This window comes from Pedococcus badiiscoriae, from assembly GCF_013408925.1.
GTDB lineage: Bacteria > Actinomycetota > Actinomycetes > Actinomycetales > Dermatophilaceae > Pedococcus > Pedococcus badiiscoriae.
In genome coordinates, this window is record NZ_JACCAB010000001.1 from 1,019,655 (window position 1) to 1,033,236 (window position 13,582).

Here is a 13,582-nt window from a genome sequence, read left to right on the forward strand (position 1 = left end):
GTTTTTACATCGATCCGGGGGCAGGGTCCCGGGGGGACGTCAGAGGGTGCGGAGCATCCTGGTGTTGCCCAAGGTGTTGGGCTTGACCCGCTCGAGGTCGAGGAACTCGGCGACGCCCTCGTCGTACGAGCGCACCAGCTCAGCGTAGACCTCGGGTTCGACCGCCTGCCCCTCGATGACCTCGAAGCCGTGACGGGTGAAGAAGTCCACCTCGAAGGTGAGGCAGAACAACCGCTCGACGCCCAGCTCCCGCGCGTCGGTCATGAGCGCCTCCAGCAGCAGCGAACCGATGCCGCGCCCCTTGGCGTCCGGGTGGACGGCCAGGGTGCGGATCTCGGCGAGGTCCTCCCACATGACGTGCAGGGCCCCGCAGCCCACGACGACGCCGTCCAGCTCCGCCACCCGGAACTGCTGCAGCGCCTCGTAGTAGGTCACGGCGTCCTTCGACACCAGCACCCGGGTGTCGGAGTGCGGCCGGACGATCTCGCGGATGGTCCGGATGTCGCTGGTCCGGGCCGCGCGCACCGTGACGCCGGGCGGCGCCTCAGCCACCGAGGCGAGCGTTCGCCATGTCGGCGAAAAGGGCCTTGGCGCTGCTGTCGAGGACCACCACCGAGGCGCCACCCTTGGTGGCCACGCCACCTTGTGCCACCTGGTTCGGCACCGCCGCGGTCGTGCGGAACACCGACGACGCGAGGTTGAGGGCCATGGTCGCGCTGATGTCGGTCTTGACGTTGGCACCGATGACAGTGAGCAGCTTGGGCAGTCCGGCCGGTCCCTTGGCCTTGGCGACCGCCATGGCCGCGAGCAGGATGGCATTCTGGTTGGCGGACCGACCGAAGTCGCCGTTCGGCAGGCTGTGTCGCTCGCGCGCCAGGCCCAGGCCGGTCGAGCTGTCGAGCAGGTTGCGCCCCACCTTGACCAGCAGGGTCCCGCCGTCGCTCTTGAGCATCACCTTGGAGACGTAGGGAATGCCCCCGACCCCGTCGAGGATCGCGCGGAAACCCTTGAACCCCGTCAGCATGTACCCGTCGATCTTCACGCCCGTGGTGTTCTCGATCGTCCGCACGATGCCGTTCGTGCCGCCGAAGACGAGCGCGGCGTTGATCTTGTCGGTGCCCCCCGTCGACAGCGGCACGTACGAGTCGCGGGGGATCCCCACGATGCCACCAACGCCTCGCGCGTCCACGCCGATGATGTGCAGGGCGTCAGCACGGCACTTGTCGGGGGTCTGGTTCGGACGCGCGTCGGAGCCGACCGCGAGGATGCGCGTCGGCGCGGTCGGGACCATGGCCGCCTTGAGCGAGGGCCACCAGCCACCCACGACCTTCCAGGAGGAGTCCTTGACGAGGAGGGTGACGTCATTCTGGTGGGCGACGACCGCGATCGGCACGCCCTGCCACGTGCCCACGCCGCCGGTGACGGCCAGGGCCACACTCCCGGGGGTTCGCTTGGCCAGGACGGCACTGGCCGCCGCCGTGGCCGGGACCTTGCCGCCCAGGTACACCGAGGTCATGACGGCCAGCAAGTCGGCCGGCAGCCCGGCGCCGGTCACCTTGGTCGGCGGTGTCGTGGCGCTGGTCGACGACGGCGTGCCGTGCGATGCACCGCTCGATGCGGCCGACTTGGGCGTGCCACCCGAGCAGGCGGCGACCGTCAGGGGTGCGGCGAGCAGGCCGAAGAGGAGCGAGCGGCGGGGCAGGGAGGACTCGGACACGCGCTCCAGAGTAATGCCGGGACCACGACAGGCCGGACAGGCCCACCGATGGGCCTGTCCGGCCCGCGCGGACTGCCCGCGGCGTGCGGGGCCTGGAGGCCCAGCACGCGCAAGGGGAGGCACCCGATCGGGTGCCTCCCCTTGCGTGATGGGTATGCCGCGTGGTCACCACGCGGCATACCGCATCAGTTGGTCCTGCGTGCCTCAGCCGGCGTCGGCCGAGTCGCCCACGGTCTGCACGACGGGGAGCTCGATGCTGCCCGGGTGCGGCGTGCCGACGAAGGTGAACGTGCCGCTCTTGCCCTCGCCGTCGGCTCCGACGAGCACGAGCTCGCCGGACTTGAGCTCGCCGTAGAGGATCTTCTCGGACAGCACGTCCTCGATCTCGCGCTGGATGGTGCGACGCAGCGGGCGCGCACCGAGCACGGGGTCGTAGCCCTTCTTGGCCAGCAGGTTCTTGGCCTCGATGGTGAGCTCGATGCCCATGTCCTTGTCCTTGAGCCGCTTGTCCAGCTTGGCGATCTCGAGGTCGACGATCATCACGATCTCTTCCTGCGTGAGCTGGGGGAAGACGATGATGTCGTCCACGCGGTTGAGGAACTCGGGCCGGAAGTGCTGCTTGAGCTCGTCCGTGACCTTGTTCTTCATCCGGTCGTAGTCACTGCGGGTGTCCGCTCCGGCCGAGAAGCCGAGCGAGCCCTTGGTGATGTCCCGGGTGCCGAGGTTGGTCGTCATGATGATGACGGTGTTCTTGAAGTCGACCATCCGACCCTGGGAGTCGGTGAGCCGGCCGTCCTCGAGCACCTGCAACAGCGTGTTGAAGATGTCGGGGTGGGCCTTCTCGACCTCGTCGAACAGCACGACGGAGAACGGCTTGCGGCGGACCTTCTCCGTCAGCTGGCCACCCTCTTCGTAGCCGACGTAGCCGGGAGGTGAGCCGAACAGCCGCGAGACGGTGTGCTTCTCGGAGAACTCGGACATGTCGAGCTGGATGAGGCTGTCCTCGTCACCGAAGAGGAACTCGGCGAGCGTCTTGGCGAGCTCGGTCTTACCGACACCCGTGGGCCCGGCGAAGATGAACGAGCCACCGGGGCGACGCGGGTCCTTCAGACCCGCACGGGTGCGACGGATCGCCTGGGACATCGCCTTGATGGCGTCATCCATGCCGACCACGCGCTTGTGCAGCTCGTCCTCCATGTGGAGCAGTCGGCTGGACTCCTCCTCGGTGAGCTTGAAGACCGGGATGCCGGTGCTGGCGGCGAGGACCTCGGCGATCAGCTCCTCGTCGACCTCGGCCACGACGTCCATGTCGCCGGACTTCCACTGCGTCTCGCGCTCGGCCTTGGCGGTGAGCAGCTTCTTCTCGTCGTCGCGCAGGTGCGCGGCCTTCTCGAAGTCCTGGCCGTCGATGGCGGACTCCTTCTCGAGCCGCACGGCCGCGATCTTCTCGTCGAACTCGCGCAGGTCCGGCGGAGCGGTCATCCGGCGGATGCGCAACCGCGCGCCCGCCTCGTCGATGAGGTCGATCGCCTTGTCGGGCAGGAACCGGTCGTTGATGTACCGGTCGGCGAGGTTGGCCGCGGACACGAGGGCGCCGTCGGTGATGGACACCCGGTGGTGCGCCTCGTAGCGGTCGCGCAGGCCCTTGAGGATCTCGATCGCGTGGCTCAGCGTGGGCTCGGCGACCTGGATCGGCTGGAACCGGCGCTCGAGGGCCGAGTCCTTCTCGATGTGCTTGCGGTACTCGTCGAGCGTGGTGGCGCCGATGGTCTGGAGCTCACCGCGGGCCAGCATCGGCTTGAGGATGCTGGCGGCGTCGATCGCGCCCTCGGCGGCACCCGCACCCACCAGGGTGTGGATCTCGTCGATGAACAGGATGATGTCGCCGCGGGTGCGGATCTCCTTGAGGACCTTCTTCAGCCGCTCCTCGAAGTCACCGCGGTAGCGGCTGCCGGCCACGAGCGCGCCGAGGTCGAGGGTGTAGAGCTGCTTGTCCTTGAGGGTCTCGGGCACCTCGCCCTTGACGATGTCCTGGGCGAGTCCCTCCACGACGGCGGTCTTGCCGACGCCGGGCTCGCCGATGAGGACAGGGTTGTTCTTGGTGCGGCGGGACAGCACCTGCATGACGCGCTCGATCTCCTTCTCACGCCCGATGACCGGGTCGAGCTTGCCCTCGCGGGCCGCCATCGTGAGGTTGCGGCCGAACTGGTCCAGCACGAGCGAACCCGCTGGGGTCCCCTCCTGCTGCACGCTGCCCGTCATGCCGGCCCCCGAGCCACCTTCCTTGCCCTGGTACCCGGAGATGAGCTGGATGACCTGCTGCCGCACGCGGTTCAGGTCGGCACCCAGCTTGACGAGGACCTGGGCGGCGACGCCTTCGCCCTCGCGGATCAGGCCGAGCAGGATGTGCTCGGTGCCGATGTAGTTGTGGCCGAGCTGCAGCGCCTCGCGCAGGCTCAGCTCGAGGACCTTCTTCGCGCGGGGCGTGAAGGGGATGTGGCCGCTGGGGGCCTGCTGGCCCTGGCCGATGATCTCCTGCACCTGCTCGCGGACCGACTCCAGCGAAATGCCGAGGCTCTCCAGAGCCTTGGAGGCGACGCCTTCACCCTCGTGGATGAGACCGAGCAGGATGTGCTCCGTGCCGATGTAGTTGTGGTTGAGCATGCGCGCTTCCTCCTGCGCAAGCACGACCACCCGACGGGCCCGGTCGGTGAACCGTTCAAACATCTTCTGCTCCTGCCTATCGAGATCACCTCGATGCTATCCGTGCTACGAGGCCACGGCGTACGCCTTCCGTGCACCGATACCCGATCGGGACGGAAACAAGCTCTCTCACACGACTCGATGAAGGAACGCGGGGCGTTCCTCGCCTGTTCCCCGCCCTGAGCGGAGTCGGCTCATGTTCGCCGTGGGCGGACGGAACCGCCGGTATGCCGCGCCGCCCGCCACGCGGCATACCGGACCCCGCCGGTCAGGCGTCGGGGCCCTTCTTGCGGACCTCGTCCACGTGCGCCATGGCCTCGCGGAGCTCGCCCAGCCAGCTGTCCGACTTGTCGGCGACGAGCCTGACGCACCAGGCGAGCGCCTCCGAGCGGCTCTTGGCGACCCCGGCGTCGACGAGGGTGTCGAGCACCTTGCGTTCGGGCTGGCGCAGTCGCGTCATGACGGGCGCTGCGAGATGGGTGAAGAGCGCCTCGGTCTCGCCGACCCGTACACCCCAGGAGACCTTCCGGCCGCTGAGGTGCTCGAGCTCGCGGGCGATCTCGATGCGTCGTTCGCGGGTGTCCTCGCGGAACGACTTGATCCGGCCGCGGGCGGCGATGGTGCGGTCGGTGTCGTCGACGTCGCCGTCCAGGTCGGGCTCGGCGAGGGTGCCGATGATGATGAGCTCGTCGCGGTCGCGGGTGACCTCGACGGGGCCGGTGAACCAGTCGGTCGGGAGGCGGCCGGCCAGCCACGCCTCTGCTGTGGTCTTCGTTGCCATGTAATGATGATTACACGATTACGAGCCTTCGGGGCCGCTTGTCCGCTGCAGGCGAAACCAGAGGTCTGTGCACAGACCTTCCGACCGCCTCCCGCTGACCCGCTCCATGCGCAGTCGCCTAGTCATCTGTGCACAGACTTGCGCTCAACCAGGGCACAGACGGCGCTCAAGGGTGCTCAGCGGGGGCGCTGGTCGCTGATCCGCTTCGCCTTGCCCAGCGATCGTTCGAGGGCGTGCGGCGCGAGGACCTCGACCCGGATCGTCACGCCGACGCGGTCCTTGACCCGCCGCTGCAGGTCGCCGGCCATGCGCGCGCGCTCGTCGTCGGTCGAGGCCTGCGACGCCGCCTCGACCTGCACCGTGAGCTCGTCCATCCGGCCGGGCCGGGTCAGGACGCACAGGTAGTGCGGCGTGAGTCCCTCGACGGTGAGCAGGTGCTCCTCGATCTGCGAGGGGAACACGTTGACCCCGCGCACGATCATCATGTCGTCGCTTCGTCCGGTGATCTTGGCCATCCTGCGGAACTGGGGGTATGCCGTGCCCGGCAGCAACGTCGTCAGGTCCCGCGTGCGATAGCGCACCACCGGCATGGCCTGCTTCGTCAGCGAGGTGAAGACGAGCTCACCCTCCTCGCCGTCGGGCAGCACCTCACCCGTCAGCGGGTCGACGACCTCGGGGTAGAAGTGGTCCTCCCAGATGTGCAGGCCGTCCTGGGTCAGGCCCGACTCCTGCGACACCCCCGGCCCGATGACCTCCGACAGGCCGTAGATGTCGACGGCACGGATGTTGCTGCGGCGCTGGACCTCCTCGCGCATCTGCTCGGTCCACGGCTCGGCCCCGAAGATCCCGATCTCGAGCGAGGTCTCCTTGGGGTCGATCCCCTGCGCCTCCAGCTCGTCGAGGATCGACAGGAAGTAGGACGGCGTGACCATGACGATCCGGGGCTTGAAGTCCTGGATGAGCTGGACCTGCCGCTCGGTCATGCCGCCACTGACGGGCACCACGGTGCACCCGAGCCGCTCCGCGCCGTAGTGCGCCCCCAGCCCGCCGGTGAACAGCCCGTAGCCGTAGATGACGTGCAGCAGGTCGCCGGGGCGGCCTCCGGCGGCTTCGATCGAGCGCGCCATCACCTCGGCCCACATGTCGATGTCGTCGCGGGTGTAGCCCACCACCGTGGGCTTTCCGGTCGTGCCGCTGGAGGCATGGACCCGGACGACCTGGTCGCGTGGCACCGCGAACATCCCGAAGGGGTAGTTCTCCCGCAGGTCCGCCTTGGCCGTGAACGGGAACCGGGCCAGGTCGGCCAGCTCGTGCAGGTCGTCGGGGCGGACCCCGGCCGCGTCGAAGGCCGCCCGGTAGTGGGGCACGTTCTGGTAGGCGTGCGCCAGGCTCCAGCGCATCCGGTCGAGCTGGAGCACGCGCAGTTCCTCGACCGTGGAGACGACGTTGTCCATGCCGGCAAATCTACGACCCGCGCTGGACCGAACCTGAGAGTTGGCCCTGAATCCCTGACTCCCGTATCGCGGCGGCGAGATCGGACGTACGCTGCGAAAGGTGGACCGGGTGGGGTCGCCTCTGGTCGTCGAGCCACCGCGGGATGGGGTCGACGAGACCCCGCGCGTCCGAAGGGGACCAGACGCGCAGCACTTACTCGCGCAACAACTTCCAGGACGACTTCCAGTGCGACGTGCAGCCGACCGACTGCGCGAGCACCGGTGGCTGCTCGCCGCGATCGTGGTGCTGGCGATGTTCTCGCTGGCCGCTCTCGCAGTGATGAGAGGGTCGGGGCCGTCGCCGATCACGGCCGGCGCCGTGGACAAGGCCGTCAAGGACGGCCTCGCCAGGGCGAAGGCGGACGCCGCCAAGGCACCGCCGGACGCGGCGGCGGCATACCGGGTGGCGTTGCCCTCACTGGTGACGATCTCCGCCGATCGCACCAGCAGCAAAGGAGCGCTGCACAGCAACGGCGCCGGCGTGGTGGTCAACGCGGCAGGGGCCGTCCTCACCGCGCTGCACGTGGTCGACGGAGCCAAGAGCATCCAGCTGAAGTTCTCCGACGGCAGCACCTCGGGCGCGACCGTCGACCACCGCGACCGCGCGTCGGACATCGCCGTGCTCACCCCGGATCGGCTACCCGGGGTCGTCGTCCCCGCGGTCCTGGGCGGTGGTGAGCAGGTCGGCGACCCGGTGTTCGCCCTCGGTCATCCCCTCGGCCTCACCGGGTCCCTGTCCGCCGGAGTCGTGTCAGCGCTGGATCGGACGATCCAGGTGGGCGCCAACCGCACCCTCGCGGGACTCATCCAGTTCGACGCCGCCGTCAACCCCGGCAACTCCGGCGGCCCGCTGCTCGACAGGGCCGGCCACGTCGTCGGGATCGTCACCGGCCTGGCGAACCCCTCCGAACAGAACTTCTTCGTCGGCATCGGTTTCGCCGTGCCCATCGCCACCGCTGGGAGTGTCGCCGGCAGCCCCCCGCAGTAGCCCCCAGCAGCAGCATCTGCACGCGTGAGAGCAACGCACCGAAGGAGAGGGCATGGACCCGCAGCACTCCGAGCTCGGCCGACAGCACCCACTGGAGAGGGCCCTCTACGAGGTGAAGAAGACCATCGTCGGGCAGGACGTCCTGCTCGAACGGATGCTCGTCGCCCTGCTTGCTCGTGGCCACCTGCTCGTCGAGGGCGTCCCGGGACTGGCCAAGACCATGGCGATCAAGACGCTCGCGCAGGCGATCGGCGGCGAGTTCCAGCGGATCCAGTTCACTCCCGACCTGGTGCCCGCCGACATCATCGGCACCCGCATCTACAACCAGAGGGACGGCGAGTTCCAGGTCTCGCTGGGCCCGGTGTTCGCGAACCTCGTGCTGGCCGACGAGATCAACCGCGCGCCCGCCAAGGTGCAGAGCGCCCTGCTCGAGGTCATGCAGGAGCGTCAGGTCACCATCGGGCGGGAGACGTTCAGGGCGCCCGACCCGTTCCTGGTCATGGCGACCCAGAACCCCATCGAGTCCGAGGGCACCTACGCGCTCCCCGAGGCGCAGGTGGACCGGTTCATGCTCAAGGCGCTCGTCGGATACCCCACTGCCTCAGAGGAGTTCGTCGTCGTCGAGCGGATGACGACGACGTTCGAGGCCGCGCAGAAGGTGCTCGAGCCGGGACAGCTGGTGGAGTTCCAGAAGCGGGCGGACGCCGTCTACGTCGACCCCGCGGTGATCGAGTATGCCGTGCGGCTGGTGGGCGCGACCCGCACCCCCGCAGCGGTGGGGCTGCCCGACCTGGCGCGGTACCTGTCGTTCGGAGCCAGCCCCCGCGCATCCATCAACCTGGTGCTCGCGGCCAAGGCACTGGCGTTCCTGCGTGGTCGGGACTTCGCCCGGCCGCAGGACGTCCGCGACCTGGCCCGTGACGTGATGCGCCACCGCCTGGTGCTGTCCTACGAGGCCCTGGCCGAGGGCATCGGGGCTGACGAAGTGCTGAGTCCGGTCCTGGACGCGGTGACGATGCCGGACATGCCGCTGCGCGAGCGCCGTCAGCCGACCCAGCCCCCCTCCGAGGCGCCATGGGCCGCCGGACCCCGCTGAACCCTGACCCCGTCGCCCCGGGACCGCCGAGTCCCGGGCCACTGACCGCCGAGCGCCTGCTCCGGCGGCTCGAGTGGCGCGTGGTGCGCCGCCTCGACGGACGGCTCCAGGGCGACTACCGGACGCTGTTCCGGGGGACGGGCGTCGACTTCACCGACCTGCGCGAGTACGAGCCGGGCGACGACCTTCGGCACATCGACTGGAACGTCACCGCCCGGATGGACACGCCGTACGTCCGTGAGTACGTCGAGGACCGGGAGGTCACGGCGTGGCTGCTGCTCGACCGTTCGGCGTCGATGGGCTTCGGACCGGTGGACCGTCAGAAGTCGTTGGTGCTGGCCGAGATCGCGACGACGGTCGCGCACATCCTGGTCCGGGGCGGCAACCGCGTCGGCGCGGCGTTCTTCGACGGCACCGTCGAGACGATCCCTCCCGGGCACGGTCGCAACCAGGTCCTGCGCATCAGCCAGGCCCTGCTGCGACCGCCCGACGCAGTCCGCCCCAGGGAGACCACCGACCTGTCCCGGCTGCTCCGCGCGGCCCTCGGGCTGGCGCGGCGCCGCTCGTTGCTCGTCATCGTCTCGGACTTCATCACCCAGCCAGGCTGGGAGCAGCCGCTGTCGTTGCTGACCCGACGGCATGACGTGGTGGCCATCCAGGTGGTCGACCCGCGCGAGTCCCAGCTGCCTGCGGTCGGGATGGTCTACGTCGAGGACGCCGAGACGGGCGAACAGATCTTCGTCGACACCGACGACCCGGCGTTCCGCGAGCGGTTGGCCGCTGCGGCCCGGGAGCGACAGGCTGCCCTGGTCGCGGCAGCTCGCCGGTCGGGGACCGAGATCCACCCGGTCGCGACGGACGACGACCTGGTCAGGGCACTGGCCCGGATCTCCGAGCTGCGCCGACGGAGGCGCCGATGACCTTCGAATGGCCGAGGCTGCTGCTGTCGCTGCTCGCGGTGCCGGTCCTGGTTGTCGCGTACCGATCGCAGCTGCGGCGCCGCGACAGCCGACGCGCGCAGCTGGCCGCCGAGGGCCTGGTGGCCACCGGGATGCAGCGTCCGGACCGCTGGCGTCACGTCGCGCCGGTCCTCCTGATCGGCGCCCTGACGCTGTTGCTCGCCTCGCTGGCGCGGCCCTCGGCGACCGTGTCCGAGCCACACCGTGAGGGCACCGTCATCCTGGCCTTCGACGTGTCGACGAGCATGGCCGCCAAGGACCTCGCACCGACCCGCCTCGATGCCGCCAAGGCCGCCGCCCGCACCTTCGTGGCGAAGCAGCCGTCGTCGATCCGGCTGGGGGTCGTGGCTTTCGGTGACTCGGCCGTCATCTCGCAACAGCCGACCGACGACCGTGCTCAGGTGCTGGCCGCCATCGACCGGCTGGTCCCGCAGGGCGGCACGGCGCTCGGGCGCGGCATCGTCTCGGCCATCAGCGCCATCGCAGGGAAACCTGTCAGCGTCGACCAGAGCGGCCAGGACGGCGCCGCCGGGGGCCATGACCTGGGCTACTACGGGTCGGCCGCCGTCGTGCTGCTCTCCGACGGGGAGAACACCACCGACCCCGACCCGCTCGTCCTGGCCCAGCTGGCCTCGACGGCCGGGGTGCGGATCTACCCGGTCGGGCTGGGCAGCCCCCAGGGCACGGTCCTCGAGGTGGACGGGTTCCAGATCTCGACCAGGCTCGACGAGGCCACCCTCCAGGCGATCGCGAAGACCACCGACGGCACCTACTACGCCGCCACCGACGCGCCCTCACTCAGCAAGGTGTACAGCTCCATCAACCTGGCGTGGACTGCCCGCACGGAACGCCATGAGATCACCTCGTGGTTCGCCGCCTTCGCCGCCGTCCTGCTCCTGCTGGGAGCGTCGGTCTCGGTCCTGCGGTCGGGGCGGGTGGTCTAGCCGTGTCCTTCGCCCTCCCCGTCGCCCTGCTCGGGCTGGTGACGATCCCGCTGCTCGTCGCGGCATACCTGTGGCAGCTGCGCCGGCGGCGGCGCGCCGCCGTCCGGTTCTCCAACGTCGCCCTGATCCGCAGCGCGCTGCCCCGCCAGCGGACGTGGCGACGACACGTGCCGCTGGCCCTGATCCTGGCCAGCCTGGCCCTGCTCGGTCTCGCCGCGGGCCGACCGCAGGTGCGCGCCCAGGTGCCGATCTCGAGCTCCGCCGTCATCCTGGCCGTCGACGTGTCGGGCTCGATGTGCGCCACGGACGTCAGCCCCAACCGCCTTGCGGCGGCTCAGGATGCGGTGCGCAAGTTCATCGACGCACAGGACGACCGCACCCGGATCGGACTGGTCGTGTTCTCGGGTTTCGCCCAGGTGGCCGTCGCGCCGACGACCAACCACGACGACCTCCTGCACGCCGTCGACGGGCTGACCACAGGTCGCGGGACCACGATCGGCGCCGCGATCCTCAAGTCGATCGACGCGATCGCCGAGATCAACCACGACGTCGCGCCCGCCGACACGAGCGGCACGACCCCGGGCACGACGCCGGGGTCGCCGACACCCAGGGGCAAGACCGTCCCCGAGATCGTCGTCCTGCTGACCGACGGCGCCAACACCCGTGGCGTGACTCCCCAGGAAGCAGCGGTGCAGGCCGCGGCGCGCGGGGTGCGCGTCTACCCGATCGGCTTCGGCACCACCGACCCGACCCAGATGGTCTGCACGCGCGACCAGCTGGGAGGAGGGCTGTTCGACGGGCCGCCCAGCGGGTTCGGCGGCGGCCTCGGGCCGGGAGGGCGCAACTTCCTCGTCGTCGACGAGGCCGCGCTGCAGACGGTGGCCCAGATCACCGGTGGGGAGTACTTCAAGGCCAGCGATGCCGGCCAGCTGCAGGGCGTCCTGAACGACCTGCCCAAGCACGTCGACGTGCAGGAGCGGAACGTCGAGGTCAGCGTCGCCTTCGCGGGGTTGGCGGCACTCCTGCTGCTCCTCGCCCTCGGACTCGCCGGACGGTGGACCGCCCACCCCCAGTGAGCTGCCCACGCTCAGGGACGCGGGCCCGGGACGAAGGGGACTGTCAACGGCGACGTTGGCAGCGACCGCACCAGAACAGGTTGCGGCCGGCGACCACGCGGGTGCGGATCCGCGAGCCGCAGACCCGGCACGGCTCACCCGCGCGGCGATAGACGTAGGACGTGCGCTCGGTGAGCCGGTCCACGTCGCCCACCGCCAGCGCGGCCCGGACCTGCTCGACCTGCTCGACGACGGTCACGATCTTGCCGGTCGCCACCCCGAGCGGCAGCAGGTCGACGAGGTCGAGCCAGATGGCGTCCCAGGTCGTACGACGGATTTCCCGGCCCGGCCGGAACGGGTCGACCCGCTGCCGGAACAGGACCTCGCTGCGGTACACGTTGCCGATGCCCGCCAGCACGGACTGGTCCATCAGCAGCTCGGCGATCGACTTGGAGCTGCGCGAGATCTTGCGCCAGGCCATCTCGGGATCCGGTTCCGGGCGAAGGGGATCGGGGCCGAGACGGGCCATGACCGCCTCCACGCGGTCCGGCGTGATCACCGCACACAGGTTGGGGCCGCGCAGGTCGGCGACGTGCTCGTCGGTGGCCAGCCGCAGCCGGACCTGACCCACGACCGGCACCTCCCCGGCATACGGCCGGTCGTCGATGCTGAAGGTGCCGATGAGGCCGAGGTGCACGTGCAGCCACGCGTCCTCCTCGAACTCGGCGAACAAGTGCTTGCCCCAGGAAGTCGCGTGGACGAAGGTGCGTCCCGACAGCAGTGCGGCGCCCGCCGCGAACTTCCCCTGCGGGCTGGTCACCGTCGGCCGCGTCCCCCGGTATGCCGCGTCGAGGTCGCGCGCCAGCGCGAACAGGGTGTGGCCTTCGGGCATGGCCCCATCATGGCCTGACCGCCAGCAGACCTCTCAGCTGGCCTTCTTGGCGGCCTTCTTCGCGGCGGTCTTCTTGGCAGAGGCCTTGGCGGCCGGCTTGGCGCTGCCGGACGTCGCCTCCCCGCGCGACGCCTTGGCCTTGTCCACCGACTTCTTGAGGGCGGCCAGCAGGTCGACCACCTCGCCCGACTCGTCCTTGGACTCGGGCGCGAACTGCACCTCGCCGCCTTCGACCTTGGCCTTCACCAGCGCCTGCAGGGCCGAGGCGTAGTCGTCCTCGTAGTCGTCCGGCTGGTAGTCCCCGGCGAGCTGCTCGATCAGCAGGTCGGCCATGGCCAGCTCCTGCTTGGTGGCCTTGCTCTCCCCGTCGAGGGTCGCGAAGTCGGGCTTGCGGATCTCGTCCGGCCACAACATCGTCTGCATCAGGATGACGCCCTCGTGGACCCGCAGCACCGCCATCGTCATGCGGGTGCGGATCGACACGGTCACGACCGCGACGCGGTTCTCCTTCTCCAAGGCGTCGCGAAGCAGGATGTACGGCTTGGTCGAGGCCTTGTCGGGCTCGAGGTAGTAGGACTTGTCATAGAGCATCGGGTCGATCTGCTCCGCGGGGACGAACTTCTCGACCGAGATCTCCTTGCTGCTCGTCGCCGGCAGCTCCTTGAAGTCCTCGTCGGTGAGGACGACCATCTCGCCGTCCTCGGTCTCGTAGCCCTTGGCGATGTCGTCGTAGGACACGATCTCGCCGTCGATGCTGCAGATGCGCTGGTACTTGATCCGGCCGCCGTCCTCGCGGTGCACCTGCCGGAACTGCACGTCATGGTTCTCGGTGGCGGAGTAGAGACGGATCGGCACGTTCACCAGGCCGAATGACACCGCGCCCTTCCAGATCGCTCGCATGCTGGGTGGTCCTCCCCTGTCGTCGGGCTGCACTCGTGCCGCTGGCATCGCCGT

General features: G+C 69.7%; 12 protein-coding genes. 5 read left to right on the forward strand and 7 right to left on the reverse strand.

Annotated features, from left to right (window positions below; all coding sequences use genetic code 11):
* Positions 1–39: 39 nt before the first annotated feature.
* From BJ986_RS16240 to paaK, 5 genes are all read right to left on the reverse strand, one after another.
* Complete coding sequence (locus BJ986_RS16240; RefSeq protein WP_337794854.1) at positions 40–552, reverse strand: amino-acid N-acetyltransferase; 513 nt, start codon at positions 550–552, stop codon at positions 40–42.
* On the reverse strand, positions 545–1,717 hold the full coding sequence (locus tag BJ986_RS16735; protein WP_337794855.1) for an LCP family protein: 1,173 nt from the start codon (positions 1,715–1,717) through the stop codon (positions 545–547). Before BJ986_RS16735 ends, BJ986_RS16240 begins: the two co-directional genes overlap by 8 nt.
* A 204-nt stretch (positions 1,718–1,921) precedes the next feature.
* On the reverse strand, positions 1,922–4,444 hold the full coding sequence (locus BJ986_RS04945; RefSeq protein ID WP_179420982.1) for an ATP-dependent Clp protease ATP-binding subunit: 2,523 nt from the start codon (positions 4,442–4,444) through the stop codon (positions 1,922–1,924).
* A 244-nt stretch (positions 4,445–4,688) separates the two neighbouring features.
* Complete coding sequence (locus BJ986_RS04950; protein WP_179420983.1) at positions 4,689–5,201, reverse strand: hypothetical protein; 513 nt, start codon at positions 5,199–5,201, stop codon at positions 4,689–4,691.
* A gap of 176 nt (positions 5,202–5,377) precedes the next feature.
* Entirely contained in the window at positions 5,378–6,655 is a 1,278-nt protein-coding gene (paaK, locus tag BJ986_RS04955) for a phenylacetate--CoA ligase PaaK (RefSeq protein ID WP_179420984.1), read from the reverse strand.
* Positions 6,656–6,881: 226 nt separating this feature from the next.
* Here paaK and BJ986_RS04960 point away from each other — a divergent pair, with 226 nt between their 5' ends.
* The 5 genes from BJ986_RS04960 to BJ986_RS04980 are packed head-to-tail and all read left to right on the forward strand — an operon-like array spanning position 6,882 to position 11,757.
* Positions 6,882–7,682, forward strand: a complete 801-nt coding sequence (locus BJ986_RS04960; RefSeq protein WP_337794856.1) for a S1C family serine protease — start codon at positions 6,882–6,884, stop codon at positions 7,680–7,682.
* A gap of 52 nt (positions 7,683–7,734) precedes the next feature.
* Positions 7,735–8,778, forward strand: a complete 1,044-nt coding sequence (locus BJ986_RS04965; protein ID WP_179420985.1) for an AAA family ATPase — start codon at positions 7,735–7,737, stop codon at positions 8,776–8,778.
* Complete coding sequence (locus tag BJ986_RS04970; RefSeq protein WP_179420986.1) at positions 8,757–9,698, forward strand: DUF58 domain-containing protein; 942 nt, start codon at positions 8,757–8,759, stop codon at positions 9,696–9,698. The genes BJ986_RS04965 and BJ986_RS04970 overlap by 22 nt, the downstream gene beginning before the upstream one ends.
* Complete coding sequence (locus tag BJ986_RS04975) at positions 9,695–10,681, forward strand: VWA domain-containing protein (protein ID WP_179420987.1); 987 nt, start codon at positions 9,695–9,697, stop codon at positions 10,679–10,681. The genes BJ986_RS04970 and BJ986_RS04975 overlap by 4 nt, the downstream gene beginning before the upstream one ends.
* A gap of 2 nt (positions 10,682–10,683) precedes the next feature.
* A complete protein-coding gene (locus tag BJ986_RS04980; protein WP_179420988.1) occupies positions 10,684–11,757 on the forward strand; it encodes a VWA domain-containing protein in 1,074 nt (357 codons plus the stop codon).
* A 43-nt stretch (positions 11,758–11,800) separates the two neighbouring features.
* On the opposite strand, the gene BJ986_RS04985 is transcribed toward BJ986_RS04980, so the two are convergent.
* Positions 11,801–12,628 carry an Fpg/Nei family DNA glycosylase gene (locus tag BJ986_RS04985; RefSeq protein WP_179420989.1) on the reverse strand — a complete coding sequence of 276 codons (828 nt, stop codon included), beginning with the start codon at positions 12,626–12,628 and terminating at the stop codon, positions 11,801–11,803.
* Between the two features lie 33 nt (positions 12,629–12,661).
* Positions 12,662–13,528, reverse strand: coding sequence for a non-homologous end joining protein Ku (ku, locus tag BJ986_RS04990; RefSeq protein ID WP_179420990.1), 867 nt, complete (start codon positions 13,526–13,528; stop codon positions 12,662–12,664).
* Between the last annotated feature and the right edge of the window lie 54 nt (positions 13,529–13,582).

Bases quoted from the DNA above. Each gene is read 5' to 3' on its own strand.
- paaK (WP_179420984.1), bottom strand. From the start codon at position 6,655: ATGGACAACGTCGTCTCCACGGTCGAGGAACTGCGCGTGCTCCAGCTC.
- ku (WP_179420990.1), bottom strand. From the start codon at position 13,528: ATGCGAGCGATCTGGAAGGGCGCGGTGTCATTCGGCCTGGTGAACGTG.
- BJ986_RS04950 (WP_179420983.1), bottom strand. From the start codon at position 5,201: ATGGCAACGAAGACCACAGCAGAGGCGTGGCTGGCCGGCCGCCTCCCG.
- BJ986_RS04970 (WP_179420986.1), top strand. From the start codon at position 8,757: ATGGGCCGCCGGACCCCGCTGAACCCTGACCCCGTCGCCCCGGGACCG.
- BJ986_RS04965 (WP_179420985.1), top strand. From the start codon at position 7,735: ATGGACCCGCAGCACTCCGAGCTCGGCCGACAGCACCCACTGGAGAGG.
- BJ986_RS04975 (WP_179420987.1), top strand. From the start codon at position 9,695: ATGACCTTCGAATGGCCGAGGCTGCTGCTGTCGCTGCTCGCGGTGCCG.
- BJ986_RS04985 (WP_179420989.1), bottom strand. From the start codon at position 12,628: ATGCCCGAAGGCCACACCCTGTTCGCGCTGGCGCGCGACCTCGACGCG.
- BJ986_RS04945 (WP_179420982.1), bottom strand. From the start codon at position 4,444: ATGTTTGAACGGTTCACCGACCGGGCCCGTCGGGTGGTCGTGCTTGCG.